Annotated in this window: 15 protein-coding genes; 13 read left to right on the top strand and 2 right to left on the bottom strand. The window is 39.1% G+C overall.

Annotated features, from left to right (window positions below):
• Nucleotides 1–197 precede the first annotated feature (197 nt).
• From tal to dnaJ, 5 genes are all read left to right on the top strand, one after another.
• Nucleotides 198–1,151: a transaldolase gene (gene tal, locus D7029_RS03100; RefSeq protein ID WP_088493764.1), complete on the top strand. Its 954-nt coding sequence runs from the start codon at nucleotides 198–200 to the stop codon at nucleotides 1,149–1,151.
• A 183-nt stretch (nucleotides 1,152–1,334) separates the two neighbouring features.
• Nucleotides 1,335–2,318, top strand: coding sequence for a tetratricopeptide repeat protein (locus D7029_RS03105; RefSeq protein ID WP_194951815.1), 984 nt, complete (start codon nucleotides 1,335–1,337; stop codon nucleotides 2,316–2,318).
• Nucleotides 2,319–2,542: 224 nt separating this feature from the next.
• Entirely contained in the window at nucleotides 2,543–3,130 is a 588-nt protein-coding gene (gene mog, locus D7029_RS03110; protein WP_088493762.1) for a molybdopterin adenylyltransferase, read from the top strand.
• A gap of 483 nt (nucleotides 3,131–3,613) precedes the next feature.
• A complete protein-coding gene (dnaK, locus tag D7029_RS03115; protein WP_194951816.1) occupies nucleotides 3,614–5,539 on the top strand; it encodes a molecular chaperone DnaK in 1,926 nt (641 codons plus the stop codon).
• A 105-nt stretch (nucleotides 5,540–5,644) separates the two neighbouring features.
• A complete protein-coding gene (dnaJ, locus tag D7029_RS03120) occupies nucleotides 5,645–6,784 on the top strand; it encodes a molecular chaperone DnaJ (protein WP_088493760.1) in 1,140 nt (379 codons plus the stop codon).
• Between the two features lie 64 nt (nucleotides 6,785–6,848).
• Here the strand turns inward: dnaJ and D7029_RS03125 are convergent, their stop codons facing one another.
• Nucleotides 6,849–7,694, bottom strand: a complete 846-nt coding sequence (locus tag D7029_RS03125; RefSeq protein WP_088493759.1) for a DMT family transporter — start codon at nucleotides 7,692–7,694, stop codon at nucleotides 6,849–6,851.
• 441 nt (nucleotides 7,695–8,135) lie between these two features.
• On the opposite strand from D7029_RS03125, the gene nhaA reads away from it, so the two are divergent.
• Both nhaA and nhaR read left to right on the top strand, forming a co-directional pair.
• Nucleotides 8,136–9,314: a Na+/H+ antiporter NhaA gene (gene nhaA / locus D7029_RS03130; RefSeq protein ID WP_165125969.1), complete on the top strand. Its 1,179-nt coding sequence runs from the start codon at nucleotides 8,136–8,138 to the stop codon at nucleotides 9,312–9,314.
• Nucleotides 9,315–9,504: 190 nt separating this feature from the next.
• Nucleotides 9,505–10,425 carry a transcriptional activator NhaR gene (nhaR, locus tag D7029_RS03135; RefSeq protein ID WP_194951817.1) on the top strand — a complete coding sequence of 307 codons (921 nt, stop codon included), beginning with the start codon at nucleotides 9,505–9,507 and terminating at the stop codon, nucleotides 10,423–10,425.
• A 72-nt stretch (nucleotides 10,426–10,497) separates the two neighbouring features.
• Here the strand turns inward: nhaR and rpsT are convergent, their stop codons facing one another.
• Nucleotides 10,498–10,758, bottom strand: coding sequence for a 30S ribosomal protein S20 (gene rpsT, locus D7029_RS03140; protein ID WP_004248964.1), 261 nt, complete (start codon nucleotides 10,756–10,758; stop codon nucleotides 10,498–10,500).
• A gap of 431 nt (nucleotides 10,759–11,189) precedes the next feature.
• Between rpsT and ribF the strand changes: the two genes are divergently transcribed.
• The 6 genes from ribF (at nucleotide 11,190) to dapB (ending at nucleotide 18,011) form a co-directional block, all read left to right on the top strand.
• Nucleotides 11,190–12,131 carry a bifunctional riboflavin kinase/FAD synthetase gene (gene ribF / locus D7029_RS03145; RefSeq protein ID WP_109393193.1) on the top strand — a complete coding sequence of 314 codons (942 nt, stop codon included), beginning with the start codon at nucleotides 11,190–11,192 and terminating at the stop codon, nucleotides 12,129–12,131.
• A 29-nt stretch (nucleotides 12,132–12,160) separates the two neighbouring features.
• A complete protein-coding gene (gene ileS / locus D7029_RS03150; protein WP_194951818.1) occupies nucleotides 12,161–14,971 on the top strand; it encodes an isoleucine--tRNA ligase in 2,811 nt (936 codons plus the stop codon).
• A 3-nt stretch (nucleotides 14,972–14,974) separates the two neighbouring features.
• Nucleotides 14,975–15,490, top strand: a complete 516-nt coding sequence (gene lspA / locus D7029_RS03155; RefSeq protein ID WP_088493754.1) for a signal peptidase II — start codon at nucleotides 14,975–14,977, stop codon at nucleotides 15,488–15,490.
• Nucleotides 15,491–15,559: 69 nt separating this feature from the next.
• Entirely contained in the window at nucleotides 15,560–16,030 is a 471-nt protein-coding gene (gene fkpB / locus D7029_RS03160) for an FKBP-type peptidyl-prolyl cis-trans isomerase (RefSeq protein ID WP_088493753.1), read from the top strand.
• On the top strand, nucleotides 16,011–16,964 hold the full coding sequence (ispH, locus tag D7029_RS03165; protein WP_098941153.1) for a 4-hydroxy-3-methylbut-2-enyl diphosphate reductase: 954 nt from the start codon (nucleotides 16,011–16,013) through the stop codon (nucleotides 16,962–16,964). The genes fkpB and ispH overlap by 20 nt, the downstream gene beginning before the upstream one ends.
• Nucleotides 16,965–17,189: 225 nt before the next feature.
• Nucleotides 17,190–18,011 carry a 4-hydroxy-tetrahydrodipicolinate reductase gene (gene dapB, locus D7029_RS03170; RefSeq protein ID WP_194951819.1) on the top strand — a complete coding sequence of 274 codons (822 nt, stop codon included), beginning with the start codon at nucleotides 17,190–17,192 and terminating at the stop codon, nucleotides 18,009–18,011.
• Nucleotides 18,012–18,241 lie beyond the last annotated feature (230 nt).

Here is an 18,241-nt window from a genome sequence, read left to right on the forward strand (position 1 = left end):
AAAATTCGACAATTTAAACGATTCAGCCTGTGATTATCTTTTGTTTTTTTCTGCTTTTGTTTTGCGAAAACGTTTGGCATTCAAATAATTGCTTTGTATGAATCTAAGCGTCTTGTAGTGTGAGCAGTCCATGTTATTATCAATAGATATCCGCAGGTGACTGCAAACAGATTTACCTAGTAGATGAGATAAACAAAATGACCAACAAATTGACTTCTTTGCGTAAGCTGACAACTGTTGTTGCTGACACTGGTGACATCGCAGCAATGAAACTGTATCAGCCACAAGACGCAACTACCAACCCATCTTTAATTTTAAATGCAGCTCAAATTCCTGAATATCGTAAATTAATTGATGAAGCGATTGAATGGGCTCGTTCACAAAGCGATTCTCGTGAACAACAAATCGTTGATGCTTGCGACAAACTGGCAGTAAATATCGGTTTAGAAATTTTAAAACTGATCCCAGGTCGTATTTCAACAGAAGTTGATGCACGTCTTTCTTACGACACACAAGCGTGTATCGAAAAAGCACGTCATCTAATGAAACTTTATAATGATGCCGGTATCAGCAACGACCGTATTCTTATCAAATTAGCATCTACTTGGCAGGGTATCCGTGCCGCAGAGCAATTAGAAAAAGAAGGTATCAACTGTAACCTGACTTTACTGTTCTCTTTCGCTCAAGCGCGTGCATGTGCTGAAGCAGGTGTTTACCTGATTTCTCCATTTGTTGGTCGTATCATGGATTGGTATAAAGCCAATACAGATAAAAAAGAATTTGCTCCTGCTGAAGATCCAGGTGTGATTTCTGTTACTGAAATCTATAACTATTACAAACAACACGGTTATAACACTGTTGTTATGGGCGCAAGCTTCCGTAATATGGGTGAGATTTTAGAATTAGCAGGTTGTGACCGTCTGACTATTGCTCCAGCTCTGTTAAAAGAATTATCAGAAGCTGAAGGTGAAGTTGAACATAAATTATCTTACAAAGGTGAAGTGAAAGCGCGTCCAGAAGCTATCACTGAAGCTCAATTCTATTGGGATCACAACGCTGACCCAATGGCAGTAGATAAATTATCTGACGGTATTCGTAAATTTGCTGTCGATCAGGAAAAATTAGAGAAAATGATTGCGGATTTATTATAATTCGTCGTTAAACTCTTATAAAAATCTTAAATACCCATCTTATATAGATGGGTATTTTCATTTTTTTTCTCTCAAAATAACATTTAAGTAAATTTTAAGATTAAATTGATTGGAATATATTATTTATCCGGTAATAATTATAAAAATATATTATTAAAATACTCTATTTATTATTGGTGAATTATGAAAAAAATTGTCTTGGCAACGGTACTTGCATCGTTATTTTTTAGTGGCGCTGCAATGGCAGAAAGCAAAACGGCATTCTCTTTACCTGCAATTGAAAAAAGTGCTGAAAGTGGAAACTCAGCATCTCAGTATCAATTGGGCGTAAAATATGAGAATGGCGAAGGTGTTGAGCAGGATGCACAAAAAGCACTGGAGTGGTATACCAAAGCGGCAGAGCAAGGCCATGCTGAAGCACAGTTAAATTTAGCACTTATGTATGACATGAGTGATGATATTGACCGTGATGCAGAAAAAGCGGTTTATTGGTATAACAAATCGGCTGTTCAAGGTGTCTCTTTAGCGCAATACAATCTTGCTGTTTCTTATGATGATGGTGATGGCGTAGAGCAAGATCATGAGAAAGCAGTATATTGGTATACTAAAGCCGGTGAACAAGGTGATAGTGATGCACAATACAACCTTGGTATCTCTTATGATGAAGGCATCGGTGTAGCACAAGATCATGAAAAAGCAGTAGTTTGGTATACCAAAGCGGCAGAACAAGGCCATTCTGATGCACAATATAATCTTGCTGTTTCTTATGATGATGGTGAAGGTGTAGAACGTAACGGTACTAAAGCAGTTTTCTGGTATACCAAAGCAGCAAACCAAGGTAATCGTGATGCGCAAAATAACTTAGGCGTAATGTACGATGAAGGTGATGGCGTTGCTAAAGATGCGCGTAAAGCGGTTGAATGGTATAGAAAATCAGCTGTACAAGGTAATGGTCTGGCACAAAATAACCTTGCTTTAAACTATTACTACGGTAAAGGTGTTAAACGCGACCTGAAAGAAGCTTATGCATGGTTCTCTGTTGCTGTTGAAAATGGCGATGGTGATGAAGCTATGTTAAAACGTACTGCTCGTACATTAAATGCAGCACAATTAGCTGAAGCGAAAAAATTGGCAGCTTCTTATATTACTAAATATATTGATGAATAATATTAATTAATATTGTTCAATATTAAAGAGAGGGAGCTTATGCTCCCTTTTTTAATTTCAGTTAAAGCCAAATAAAAATAGATTGTTATCATTTCTTTATTATCTATTCTCAATAATCCAATATTAAATATCAGTAATATATTGAGATTCTTTTTAATTCTCTTGTGTTCTCATGATAATATCTGCGCGCAAGTTAGATGGTTATTGATTAATTGAGGTTTGATATGAACGAATTACGCATAGGGTTAGTTTCTGTTTCTGATCGTGCATCAAGTGGGGTTTATGAAGATAAAGGCTTACCCGCTTTAGAAGCTTGGCTAAAAGCTGCATTAACAACGCCTTTTCATATCGAATCACGCTTAATTCCTGACGAACAACTGATGATTGAACAAACACTGTGTGAGCTTGTTGATGAAGTTGGCTGTCATTTAGTGTTAACAACAGGAGGGACAGGTCCCGCGCGCCGTGATGTCACTCCTGATGCTACATTGGCTATTGCAGACAGAGAAATGCCTGGTTTTGGCGAACAAATGCGCCAAATTAGTCTGAAATTTGTGCCTACAGCTATTTTATCTCGCCAAGTTGGTGTTATCCGTAACCAAGCGTTAATTCTAAATCTGCCGGGACAACCTAAAGCCATCGCAGAAACGCTGGAAGGATTAAAAGATAATGATGGCAATGTGATTGTGAGTGGTATTTTTGCCAGTGTACCGTACTGCATTCAACTGCTTGATGGCCCTTATGTCGAAACAAATGAAGCTATCGTTGCCGCTTTTAGACCTAAATCAGCTCGCCGTTCTACTTCAGCATAAATAATGTAAGAGGTTATTTTTGTCGTCAAGCTTCAGGCTAGGAAATATTCTGACTAAATTTGGATAACGCAAAAGTAACCTTATATTTATTTGATATGTTTATTTAAAAAGCTAAAAAATATTATTTTTCAATCTCTTATGACATTATTCTAAGTCTAGTCTTAAAAAAGCATTTCAGATAAGTCACAATGTTATTTGTAACCAATCTAACATCATGAAAAATAACAGCTTTTAATTCCTGTTTTATTCTCAGACACAAATTTTTCGCATTTTTTGCATTTTTTTTCATTATTCCCCTTGATGAATGTATTTATGACCCCATCTTCTTTTCAACTGCAATTACCACTATTGAGTTGCGTTGATTTTATATCCGCTTCGAGATGATGTTGTTAAGTCTATTAATTTGTGACTTGAAAAATGAATATTCATCCTCATATAGATTGGTAGTCAAATTGATAAAGAATTCTCTTTGGAGGCGTTTAAATGGGTAAAATTATTGGTATTGACCTGGGTACAACTAACTCTTGTGTTGCTGTAATGGATGGCAAAAATGCCCGGGTTATTGAAAACAGTGAGGGCGATCGTACTACTCCTTCAATCGTTGCTTATGCACAAGATGGTGAAATCTTAGTTGGTCAACCTGCAAAACGTCAGGCTGTGACTAACCCACAAAATACTTTATTTGCCATCAAACGTTTAATTGGTCGTCGTTTTGAAGATGACGAAGTTCAGCGTGACGTTGCTATCATGCCTTACAAAATTGTAAAAGCTGATAATGGTGATGCTTGGATTGAAGCGCGTAACGACAAAATGGCTCCACCACAAGTATCTGCTGAAGTCCTGAAAAAAATGAAGAAAACAGCAGAAGACTATTTAGGTGAAGCGGTTACTGAAGCAGTTATTACTGTTCCTGCTTACTTTAACGATGCTCAACGTCAAGCAACTAAAGATGCGGGTCGTATCGCAGGTCTTGAAGTTAAACGTATTATTAACGAACCAACAGCGGCTGCTCTGGCTTACGGTTTAGATCGTGAAGTGGGCAACCGTACTATCGCAGTTTACGACTTAGGTGGTGGTACATTCGATATCTCTATCATCGAAATTGATGAAGTTGATGGCGAAAAAACCTATGAAGTTCTGTCAACCAATGGTGATACTCACTTAGGTGGTGAAGACTTCGATAGCCGTTTAATTAACTACTTAGTTGATGAATTTAAGAAAGAGCAAGGCATTGATCTGCGTAACGATCCATTAGCAATGCAACGTCTGAAAGAAGCAGCAGAAAAAGCGAAAATCGAATTATCTTCTGCACAACAAACAGATGTTAACTTGCCATATGTCACTGCAGATGCGACTGGCCCTAAACACTTAAATATCAAAGTAACTCGTGCAAAACTGGAATCTTTAGTTGAAGATTTAGTTAAACGTTCAATGGAACCAGTACGTGTTGCATTAGAAGATGCTGGCCTGAAAGTTAGCGAAGTTAACGACGTTATTCTGGTTGGTGGTCAAACTCGTATGCCAATGGTTCAAAAAACCGTTGCTGATTTCTTTGGTAAAGAGCCACGTAAAGACGTTAACCCAGATGAAGCTGTTGCAATGGGTGCGGCTGTTCAAGGTGGTGTATTAGCGGGTGATGTTAAAGACGTTCTGTTACTTGATGTAACACCACTGTCTTTAGGTATCGAAACAATGGGTGGTGTAATGACTTCCCTGATCGGAAAAAATACCACAATCCCAACTAAACATAGCCAAGTGTTCTCTACTGCAGAAGACAATCAATCTGCTGTAACTATTCACGTATTACAAGGTGAACGTAAACGTGCAAGTGATAACAAATCACTGGGTCAGTTTAACTTAGATGGTATTCAAGCAGCACCTCGCGGTATGCCACAAATCGAAGTTACTTTTGATATCGATGCTGATGGTATCTTGCATGTATCAGCGAAAGATAAAAACAGTGGTCGTGAGCAAAACATCACAATCAAAGCTTCTTCTGGTTTAAATGAAGATGAAATCCAAAAAATGGTTCGTGATGCAGAAGCAAACGCAGAAGCTGACCGTAAGTTTGAAGAATTAGTACAAACTCGTAACCAAGCTGACCAATTAGTTCACGGTACTCGTAAACAAATTGAAGAAGCGGGCGATAAATTACCAGCGAACGATAAAGAAGCTATCGAAAAAGCGGTAAGCGAGTTAGAAATTGCTTCTAAAGGCGAAGATAAAGACGCTATTGAAGCAAAAATTAAAACATTAGTTGAAGCTTCTGAAAAACTGCTAGAAATCGCACAACAACAAGCTCAAGCAGGTGCAGCAGGTAATGCCGCAGGTGCTGATGCAAGTGCGAAGAAAGATGACGACGTTGTCGATGCAGAATTTGAAGAAGTTGATGGCAAAGACAAGAAATAATGCCCTTAACGGGCTGCGGTAACTCACCTGTGAATAGTTACTGATACCGAACACGGGCGTCGAGGAAACTCAACGCCCGTGTGCTTATGTCAAGGGTAATCTAGAATGGCGAAAAGAGATTTTTACGAAGTACTCGGTTTAAGTAAAACTGCCGACGAAAAAGAAATTAAACGCGCATATAAGCGTTTAGCAATGAAATATCACCCAGACCGAAATCAAGGTGATAAAGAGTCAGAATCAAAATTCAAAGAAATCAAAGAAGCTTATGAAATCTTAAGTGATGCTCAAAAGCGTGCTGCTTATGATCAGTATGGTCATGCTGCATTTGAACAAGGTGGATTTGGTGGTCAAGGTGGCGGCGGCTTCGGCGGTGGTGCTGACTTTGGTGATATCTTTGGTGATGTATTTGGTGATATTTTTGGTGGTGGTCGCCGTCAACAACGCGCAGCGCGTGGTTCTGACTTACAATACAACATGGATCTAACGCTTGAAGAAGCGGTTCGTGGTGTTGCTAAAGAAATTCGTATACCTACACTAGAAACATGCGACAAATGCCATGGTAGCGGTGCTAAAGAAGGCACATCAGCAGAAACATGTTCTACTTGTCATGGTGCTGGTCAGGTTCATTTACGTCAAGGTTTCTTCACTGTACAGCAAGCATGTCCAACTTGTCATGGTCGCGGTAAAGTGATTAAAGAGCCTTGCTCTAAATGTCATGGTGATGGTCGTGTTGAACGCTCTAAAACGCTATCTGTCAAAATTCCAGCCGGTGTTGATACAGGCGACCGTATTCGCTTAAGCGGCGAAGGTGAAGCCGGTGAAAATGGCGCACCAGCAGGTGATTTATACGTACAGGTTCATGTTCGTCAGCATCATATTTTTGAACGTGATGGCAATAACCTTTACTGTGAAGTCCCTATTAACTTCGCTATTGCTGCTTTGGGCGGTGAAATTGAAGTCCCAACACTTGATGGCCGTGTGAAACTTAAAATTCCAGCAGAAACACAAACTGGTAAAATGTTCCGCATGAAAGGCAAAGGTGTTAAATCAGTACGCAGTAGTAGTATTGGTGACTTAATGTGTCGCGTTGTAGTTGAAACACCGGTTAAACTCAATGAGAAACAAAAAGAGTTAATGCAGCAACTGGGTGAATCATTCGGTGGCAAGAGTGGTGAGAAAAACACTCCTCGCTCTAAAAGTTTCTTAGATGGTGTGAAAAAATTCTTTGATGATTTAACCAAATAATTTTTCTTACCACCTTCAAAAAGGCCTGATGATAAAGACTGTCATCAGGCTTTTTTATTTGAAGTTACCCTATCTTGATAGCAACAATACCCGCTAAAATCACTAAACACGCTAATAGCTGTTTACGGTTAAATTGCTCTTTTAACAGATAGACAGATAAGATCATGGCAAATAACACGCTGGTTTCTCTTAATGCAGCCACAAGTACGATTGACGCATGACTCATCGCCCATATCACAATGCCATAGCTTACCAATTGCATGATCCCACCCCAAAATGCGGGTTTCCAATAATCTTTTATTTTGGCTTTTAAATGTTGGCGATAACGAAGCCAAGCAAGTAAATACATTGCAATACCATTTAAAAAGAAGAGCCATAAAATATAAGCAAAAGGTGTTTCACCTACACGAGAGCCATTACCATCGGATAGGGTATAACTTGCGGTAAATAATGCGGTAAGCAACGCAAAAAAGAGTGCATCTTTACGTAAATTAAACTCTGCTATTTTCCTACTGCGCGAGATAAGGATAATACCCAAAATGATAAATAAAATGCCTAGCAAGCCAGCTATTGGTAGTGTTTCATGAAAGAGAAAGAAACCAAGAAAAGCGGTCATTAATGGCGCACTACCGCGAGAGATAGGATAAACCTGATTAAAATCAGCCAAGGTATAACAACGGCTTAAAGAGAGTGTGTAACCAATATGAAATAAAACAGAAAGGGCAAGCCACTTCCATGCACCAACATCAGGTAGCCCAACCCAAAATAGGGCGGGTAGTGTTACAACACCAGAAAAGAAAGTCAGTAATGAGATCCCTAAAAATCGATCATTGCCTACTTTAACCAATGCGTTCCAGCATGCATGAAAGATAGCAGCAAATAAAACGGCAATAAAAACAGTAATCGACATATTGATAGAAACCTTAATATGGAAAGGGTAATTTTTTATAAAACAATAGCACAGTGGTTAAACAGTAAATACGCCACTATTTCTTTTTTATCATTTGAGATGATTTTAAGGGTGAGGAGTAAACGCCATTTTTTCAGTAATAAAAATTAATACGTTTTAGCTATTTTATCAATTGGCATCATTTATTAAAAAAGACGCTTGTTTTTACTGAATGGTGAAAAATAATATTTATATTCAATTGGTTATTATTGTAACTCTTAATTATTATCTTTTTTTCACTATTGAAAAACTATGTTGATGAATTGATCTTATTCATCTTGTTTTTCTTGGTATTTCTTATTTAGCTCGAATAATCCGAGTTATTATCCATAAATAATCTGTTTTTTACGAATCCATGATTAGCATATTATTAACAAGATTAGTGATTCTGAGGTTAATATTATGACGGCAATTATTAGACAATTTTTGAGATTAGAGGCATCAGGCGGTATTCTTCTGATTATTGCTGCTATTATCGCATTGATTATGGCGAATACACCTCTAAGTGCTTTGTATAATGAGTTTTTATCTATTCCCATTATGATCAAATTCGGTGCATTCGAACTTGATAAACCATTATTACTTTGGGTAAACGATGCCTTGATGGCAATCTTTTTCTTAGTAGTGGGATTAGAAGTTAAACGCGAATTAAAAGAAGGCTCTTTGGCTCAGCGTGATAGAGCAATTTTCCCTGCGATAGCTGCGGTGGGTGGTATGTTAGCTCCAGCATTGGTTTATTTGATGTTTAATCATACTGATGCCGTTGGACAGCAGGGTTGGGCAATTCCAGCCGCGACAGATATCGCTTTTGCATTGGGTGTTATGGCGTTACTTGGCAAGCGTGTTCCTGTTGAATTAAAAGTCTTCTTATTAGCATTGGCTATCATTGATGACTTAGGTGTGATCGTTATTATTGCACTCTTTTATTCAAAGAGTATTGCACTAATGCCTCTTGCTTTGGCAGGTTTAATCGTGATTGCTCTGGGCATAATGAATTGGCGTAAAGTGGGTAATACGGCCGCTTATCTAATTCTTGGGTTCATCTTGTGGGTGTGTATTTTAAAATCAGGTATTCATGCGACGATTGCGGGTGTGATTGTGGGATTCCTTATCCCATTAAGAAATAAAGAAGGGGATTCTCCTTCTGAAGAATTAGAGCATGTGTTGCACCCTTGGGTTGCCTATTTTATTTTACCGCTGTTTGCATTTAGTAACGCAGGGGTTTCTTTAAATGGTGTAACGCTTGATGGCATGTTGTCTGCCTTACCGTTAGGTATCGCGTTAGGTCTATTTTTAGGTAAGCCGATTGGAATTTTCCTCTTTAGTTGGGTTTCGGTAAAACTAGGCATTGCAAAATTACCAGATGCGATTAACCTTAAACAAATATTTGCAGTATCTGTGCTATGTGGTATCGGTTTTACTATGTCTATCTTTATCGCAGGATTAGCATTCGATGGCGCGGATGAAGCTTATAATACCTACGCTAAGCTTGGTATTTTAGTAGGTTCAACGGTAGCCGCTGTTGTGGGATATTTGTTACTTCGCTCTGTTTTACCGAAGTTAAAAACAAAGTCAATATAGGGAAGTTCATTACGGATTTGAGTTTTTCAACACAATAAATACCGAGCTATACATTTAAACCTACGGTGCAATACAGTGTATTGTGCCGTAGGTGTTTTTATGAGGATTGGATGCAAGGAAAGCCAATCGTAAACTAATGCGTTATTACATAGTCTGTGTTTGAAGCACAGAAGTTGAAAGGAAGATAACTATGCGGGTGTCACATCTCAATTTTAACCATCTTTATTATTTTTGGCATGTGTGTAAAGAAGGCTCTGTTGTGGGTGCAGCGCAAGCGCTGTATCTGACACCTCAGACAATTACAGGGCAAATTAAAGCATTAGAAGAAAGATTGGGTGGCAAATTATTTAAACGCCAAGGAAGAGGGTTGGTTCCGTCAGAATTGGGGCAGCTCATTTTTCGTTATGCTGATAAAATGTTTATGCTCAGCCAAGAAATGCTGGATATCGTCAACTACAGTCGTGAATCGAATTTACTGTTTGATGTCGGTGTTGCGGATGCATTATCAAAACAATTAGTCAGTCGCGTATTAGAAACAGCTGTTATTGATAATGAACAAATTCATCTGCGTTGTTTTGAATCGACTCATGAACTATTACTCGAACAATTAAGTCAGCATAAGCTGGATATGATCCTATCCGATTGTCCTGTGGATTCATCACAACAAGAAGGTTTGTTCTCTGTAAAACTAGGCGAATGTAATATGAGCTTTTTTTGCAGTCATCCTCTTCCTGAAAAACCGTTTCCTGAATGTTTAGAAGAGAGAAAGCTCCTCATTCCTGGCCGTCGATATATGTTAGGTCGCCATTTATTAACATGGATACGTAACAAAAACCTGCAAGTGGAAATACTGGGTGAGTTTGATGATGCGGCATTAATGAAAGCATTTGGCTTAAATTATAATGCTATTTTTGTCGCGCCTTCGCTGTATACCGATGAAACTTTTGCTCATAGTAATATCGAAGAAATTGGGATGCTTGATACGGTTAAGGAAGAGTACTACGCGATTTTTGCAGAGCGAATGATCCAACATCCAGCCGTTCAACGTGTTTGTAATACTGATTTTTCAGAACTCTTTAATGGAGATAAGAAGAGTGTTACAAACCCATAAGCGGGTTATGGTTAAAAAGCAGAAAACAAAAAACCGGCATAAGCCGGTTTTTTATAACACAAGAAAGCAATATTACATTGCTTTGATTTGTGCTTGCAGATTAGCTTTATGACGTGCTGCTTTATTCTTGTGAATTAAGCCTTTAGTTGCCTGACGGTCAACAATTGGTTGCATGTCATTAAATGCTTTTTGTGCTGCTTCTTTATCACCTGAAGCAACTGCTGCGTATACTTTTTTGATGTAAGTACGCATCATAGAACGACGGCTTGCGTTGTGCTGACGACGCTTTTCAGACTGAACCGCACGTTTCTTAGCTGATTTGATATTAGCCAAGTTCCAACTCCCAAATATATTCTAGCGAGGACAAATACAAAGGTGAAGGAATATGCCTTTTCAACCTAAGTTTGTCAATGGATTTATACAAAATTAGCGTCGTTGTACGCGACACTTGTTTCGTTGTGATGGCGCAAGATTTTATCAGTTAAGACGGGTAGAATACAGTCTTTTGAGTGAAAAAATCATCAAAATCGTGTATATGAGTAATAAATAATAGATTCTAATAGGATCTATGCTGGATTTTATGCGATTTTATAACCAAGAAGTGAGTGATAGTTCATTTTTTGTTTGATGTGAGCAATCAAATTTAAGAATAACAGTGAATCGACTTATCGAGATATTACTCATCAATAAACATTGATATATTGGGTTACTCTCAAGCCTTTGACAAGGTATAATCCAATAATTTCCACGGTATTGAGCCAGTTATGGAGCTAATTCGCGGTATACAAAATATTAGAGCGCTACACCACGGGTGCGTTCTGACAATTGGGAATTTTGATGGTGTCCATAGAGGCCATCAGGCATTATTGAAACACTTGAAGCAAGAGGCGTCACAGCGAGGATTACCTACTGTTGTGATGACATTTGAACCTCAGCCACTTGAGTTCTTTTTACCAGAAAAGGCGCCAGCACGTCTGACTCGCTTGCGAGACAAGATAAAGTATTTAGCTGAATGTGGTATTGATTACCTTTTGTGTGTCAAATTTGATAAACAATTTGCAGCACAAACCCCAGAAGAGTTTGTTTCATCACTATTGGTGAATAAATTAGGGGTGAAGTTTCTTGCTATTGGCGATGATTTTCGCTTTGGCAAAAATCGTGAAGGTGATTTTCACTTTTTACAACAAGCCGGTGCAAGATATGGATTTGAAGTCGCTAATACCGAAAGTTATTGCGATAAAGGATTACGTATCAGTAGCACTGCGGTACGAGAAGCGTTACTCAATGATGATTTAGTCCTTGCTGAATCACTACTAGGACACCCTTACAGTGTTTGTGGACGTGTTGTTCATGGTAATGAATTGGGTAGAACCATTGGTTTTCCGACAGCCAATATTCCTATGAAACGCTTAGTTGCACCTGTTAAAGGCGTTTATGCCGTTGATGTCTATTTATCAGATAATCAATCACCTTTACCCGGTGTGGCAAATATCGGAAGTCGTCCTACTGTACAAGGGAAGGGCGTACAATTAGAAGTTCATTTAATCGACGTTAATATGGATTTATATGGACGTCGTATTGATGTTGTGTTACGAAAGAAATTACGTAATGAACAGCGATTTGCATCATTGGATGCATTGAAGCAGCAAATCGCAGATGATGTGGCTACTGCTAGGGATTTTTTATCGCAGCGGTCGGAGTCATAAACTAGCGGAAAATTGGAACTGAGAATCGAATGAGTGACTATAAAAATACCCTGAACTTACCAGAAACAGGGTTCCCTATGCGCGGGGATTTAGCAAAGCGCGAGCCAGAGATGTTATCACGTTGGTACAAAGAAGGTTTGTATCAAGCAATTCGTCAGGCTAAAAGTGGTAAGAAAACATTTATTTTGCACGATGGCCCTCCATACGCCAACGGCAATATTCATATTGGTCACTCAGTAAACAAAATTCTCAAAGATATTATTATTAAATCCAAAGGGCTGTCAGGCTTTGATTCTCCGTACATTCCAGGATGGGATTGTCACGGGTTACCTATCGAACTAAAAGTTGAACAAATTGTAGGTAAACCAGGAGAGAAAATATCTGCAGCGCAATTCCGCGAGGAATGCCGTAAATACGCTTACGAGCAAATTGAAGCACAGAAAAAAGATTTTATTCGTTTAGGTGTTCTAGGAGATTGGGAAAAACCTTATCTTACAATGGACTATAAAACTGAAGCGAATACTATCCGTGCATTAGCGCGCATTATCGCAAATGGTCACCTGTTAAAAGGGGCTAAACCTGTTCACTGGTGTACAGCGTGCGGCTCATCATTAGCAGAAGCTGAAGTTGAATATTACGACAAAACTTCACCTTCCATTGATGTGCGTTTCACAGCCGTTGATCCAAGTGCTGTAGCTGCTAAATTCCATGCAACAACGGATAAGCCAGTTTCTTTGGTTATCTGGACAACAACGCCTTGGACATTACCTGCTAACCGTGCGATCGCCTTAAATGCAGAATTTAATTATGTTTTAGTCTCTTTTAACGATGAATGCGTGATTTTAGCCGCTGATCTTGTTGAAGGCGTAATGAAGCGTATTGGCGTAACAAGCTGGACTGTTTTAGGTGAATGTAAAGGTACTGATTTAGAGCTACTGCGCTTTAATCATCCATTTATGGGCTTTGATGTACCTGCAATTTTAGGTGATCACGTTACATTAGAAGCAGGTACAGGTGCTGTTCATACTGCACCAGGCCATGGTCCTGATGACTTTGTTGTTGGTCAAAAATACGGTTTAGAAGTTGCAAACCCAGTTGGACCAAATGGTTGCTACTTAGCAGGCACTTACCCAACATTAGATGGCGTTTTTGTTTTTAAAGCGAACGATGTCATTGTTGAATTGCTAAAAGAAAAAGGTGCGCTGTTACATCACGAAGCCTTACAGCATAGCTATCCTTGCTGTTGGAGACATAAAACCCCAGTTATTTTCCGTGCAACACCACAATGGTTTATTGGCATGGATAAAAACGGTTTACGTCAACAATCATTAAAAGAAATCAAAGGTGTTAAATGGATCCCTGATTGGGGTCAAGCACGCATTGAATCAATGGTTGAAAACCGTCCTGACTGGTGTATTTCTCGTCAACGTACTTGGGGTACGCCAATGTCTCTGTTTGTTCACAAAGAGACTCAAGAGCCGCATCCACGTACTTTAGAGTTGATGGAAGAAGTTGCAAAACGTGTTGAAGTGAGCGGCATTCAAGCATGGTGGGATTTAGATATCCGTGAAGTGCTGGGTGATGAAGCTGACGATTACATGAAAACGCCAGATACACTGGATGTTTGGTTCGATTCAGGATCAACCCACTCAACGGTTGTTGACGATCGTCCAGAATTCCACGGTAATTCAGCAGATATGTACTTAGAAGGCTCTGACCAACATCGTGGTTGGTTTATGTCTTCACTGATGATCTCGACTGCAATCAAAGGCAAAGCGCCTTACCGTGAAGTTTTAACACACGGTTTTACCGTAGATGGACAAGGCCGTAAAATGTCTAAATCTATCGGTAACACAGTCAGCCCACAAGATGTAATGGATAAACTGGGTGCTGATATCCTGCGTTTATGGGTTGCATCAACAGACTACACCGGTGAAATCGCTGTATCTGATGAGATCTTAAAACGTTCTGCGGATACTTATCGTCGTATTCGTAATACTGCACGTTTCTTCTTAGCGAACTTAAATGGTTTTGATCCTGCAAAACACCAAGTTAAGCCAGAAGAGATGGTGACACTTGATCGCTGGGCAGTTGGTCGTGCGAAAGCAGCACAAGCAGAGATCCTAAAACACTATGAAAATTACGATTTCCATAATGTTATTCAGCGCTTAATGCAGTTCTGTTCAGTGGAAATGGGTTCTTTCTACTTAGATATCATCAAAGATAGACAGTACACCGCGAAAAGCGATAGTGTTGCTCGTCGTAGTTGTCAAACTGCGTTATTCCATATCAGCGAAGCATTAGTTCGTTGGATGGCTCCAGTTATGTCATTCACAGCAGATGAGATCTGGAATGAGTTACCAGGTGAACGTGCAAAATATGTCTTAACGGAAGAATGGTATACCGATTTATTTGGCTTAGATGCATCAGAAACCTTAAATGATGACTACTGGGCTGAATTACTTGCCGTTCGTGGTGAAGTCAACAAAATATTAGAGCAAGCTCGTACAGATAAACAACTGCGTGGCTCTTTAGAAGCATCAGTAACTCTGTATGCAGATAAAGCTTTAGCAGATAAGTTAAATGCGTTAGGTAACGAACTGCGTTTTGTTTTATTAACTTCTCAAGCGAAAGTGGCAGATATTAATGAAGCACCAGAAACAGCATTAGCTTCTGATATGGCGGGTTTAAAAATCGCCTTTAACAAAGCAGATGGCGAAAAATGTCCTCGTTGCTGGCATTATGCGACAGATATCGGTCAAGTAGCGGAACACGCTGAATTGTGCGGACGCTGTGTTACTAACGTAGCCGGTAACGGTGAAGAACGTAAGTTTGCTTAATTAATGAAGAAAACACTTTGCTCTACAGGTTTACGCTGGCTATGGCTGGCCGTCGCCGTAGTGGTGTTGGATTTAGGAACGAAACAGTATTTCATGCAGACATTTCGTCTGTATGAATCTGTTGCCGTGATGCCTTTTTTCAATTTCACTTACGCCCATAACTATGGTGCTGCCTTTAGCTTTTTAGCAGATAAAGGGGGATGGCAACGTTGGTTTTTTGCACTGATTGCATTGGCAATCTGCATTACGTTATTGGTAATGATGTATAAAAACAAAGCGAGTGCCAAACTAAGTAACGTTGCTTATGCGCTAATTATTGGCGGAGCATTGGGTAATCTCTCTGATCGTCTGATCCATGGGTTTGTTATCGATTTCCTTGATGTTTATATCGGAGATTGGCATTGGCCTACCTTTAATATTGCTGATATGGGGATTTGTATTGGTGCAGGGCTTATCATTATTGAGAGCTTTTTTCCTGATAAAAATGTCAGTCCTCAAGATGCAAAAAAGCAAAAGTAATCAGACAAGAAGTTAACTAAAATAACCCCTGCCTTATGGCGGGGGTTACGCTTAATAGAAGGTATTAGTATGGTTATGCAGGTACTCAATGACAGCGCAGTGTTGCTGAATTTCACTTTAAAGTTAGCAGATGGCTCTGTTGCTGAATCTACACAAGCGCATGGTAAACCCGCACTTTTTCGTTTAGGTGATGAAAGCTTATCGCCAGCCTTAGAAGCTGAATTATTGGGATTATCAACGGGAGATAAAAAAACCTTTACGCTTGCGGGTGAACATCTTTTTGGTAAATACAATCCTGACTTGATCCAATACTTTATGCCTTCTGACTTTGCAGAGTCTGGTGTGCCTGAAGCAGGTACTATCATGCTATTTACCGCAATGAATGGCAGTGAAATGCCGGGCATTGTCAGAGATGTCACTGAAGATTCTGTGACTGTTGATTTTAATCATCCGTTAGCATCAGAAGAAGTGACATTTGATATTGAAGTCGTCGGCATCAATCCTGAGGAGGAAACAACACATGCAAATACTGCTGGCTAACCCACGAGGCTTTTGTGCGGGTGTTGACCGAGCTATCAGCATTGTTGACCGCGCTCTGGAAATCTATGGCGCACCTATTTATGTTCGTCACGAAGTCGTTCATAACCGCTATGTCGTTAACGATTTACGTGAACGTGGCGCTATCTTTATTGAAGAAATTTCAGAAGTCCCTGATAACGCGATTTTAATTTTTTCTGCTCATGGTGTTTCTCAAGCGATTCGCCAAGAAGCTCGTTCACGTAATTTAACCATGCTTTATGATGCAACTTGCCCATTAGTAACTAAAGTTCATATGGAAGTGGCAAGGGCAAGCCGTAAAGGCAAAGAAGCGATTTTAATCGGTCATGCGGGACATCCTGAAGTTGAAGGCACAATGGGGCAATACAATAACCCTGAAGGGGGAATGTATTTAGTTGAGTCACCTGCTGATGTTTGGAAATTAGAAGTAAAAGATGAAGATAATCTTTGTTTTATGACTCAAACAACGCTTTCTGTTGATGATACATCTGAAGTGATTGATGCTTTAAATGCACGCTTCCCAAAAATTATTGGGCCTCGTAAAGATGATATCTGCTACGCAACAACTAATCGCCAAGAAGCTGCAAGAGAACTTGCAGAAAAAGCAGATGTTGTATTTGTAGTGGGTTCTAAGAACTCATCAAACTCTAATCGCTTGGCAGAGCTTGCTCAGCGCGCAGGTAAGCCTTCTTATCTTATCGATAGCTTTGAAGATATTGATGAGTCATGGGTCGCTAATGCCAATATTGTTGGCGTTACCGCAGGAGCTTCAGCTCCAGATATTTTAGTTCAACAAGTATTAGAGCGTTTAAAAACCTTTGGTGCTGATGAAGTGATCGAACTATCTGGGCGTGAAGAAAATATTGTTTTTGAAGTACCAAAAGAACTTCGTCTAGATTATAAAGTTATCGAATAAGACAATCTAGAAAGCGTGATTTTTAAAAGCAGAGTTTAAATCTCTGCTTTTTTTATACCTAAAGTTAAATGAATAATCATGCTGTTCATCTCTTTTACTGATAATGACTACGGTTTTGTGTGTTTTTCTTATCTCGAACGTTAAATGCTGGCATCAAGCGGATGACATCGCTAATCTGTAAACAATAAATAGAGATAATAAGTATCGTTAAGGAGAAATTTAGTTATGTCTGCAAAAGAACTTCGTCTTGCTGTCGTTGGTGCTGGTGGTCGTATGGGGCGTCAATTAATTCAGGCAATTTCTCAACAAGAAGGAACCGTTTTAGGTGCTGCTTTTGAGCGTACTAATTCTTCATTGATTGGTGCTGATGCTGGAGAATTAGCAGGCATTGGGCATATTGGTGTCACAATCACTGATAACTTGCTAGCTCAAGCGAATGAATTTGATGTGTTAATTGATTTCACACGCCCTGAAGGAACACTTTCTCATATTGCATTTTGTGTAGAGCAGAAAAAAGGCATGATCATTGGTACAACGGGCTTTGATGATGAAGGCAAAAAAGCCATAGATGATGCAGCGAAAATCATCCCGATCGTGTTTGCAGCTAACTTTAGTGTTGGTGTTAATTTAGTGCTTAAATTACTTGAAAAAGCAGCTAAAGTGATGGGATCTTACACTGATATTGAAATCGTAGAAGCTCACCATCGTCATAAAGTTGATGCGCCATCCGGTACGGCATTAGCAATGGGAGAGTCTATTGCAGATGCGTTAGGTCGTGATCTTAAAGAGTGCGCAGTTTATGAACGAGTAGGGCATACGGGAGAGCGTGATCCTCAAAGTATCGGATTCGCAACTATTCGTGCAGGCGATATTGTGGGTGAGCACACTGCAATTTTTGCTGATATCGGTGAGCGAGTAGAGATAAGTCATAAGGCTTCTAGTCGAATGACATTTGCAAATGGCGCTGTTAAGGCATCACTTTGGCTAAGTGATAAAAAATCAGGTCTTTATAATATGAAAGATGTGCTTTCATTAGAGGATTTGTAACTTATAAAAAATATAATTTATTGAAAACTCATAAGTATTTTTATATTTATGAGTTTTTTGTTTTGTTTATAATGTTATTTAATTATTTGTCTTATTTTTATTTATTATCTCTTCTTTTTCTTCGTGTTAGCCTCTAAAAATACAAAAAAAACTCATTTTATTCCTTCTTTTTTCTATTTTTAAATTATCTTGGTAAGCAAACGGTTAAATTTGTAAGATTGATTGTATAA

Source organism: Proteus vulgaris, assembly GCF_016647575.1.
In the GTDB taxonomy this organism is placed as follows: domain Bacteria; phylum Pseudomonadota; class Gammaproteobacteria; order Enterobacterales; family Enterobacteriaceae; genus Proteus; species Proteus mirabilis_B.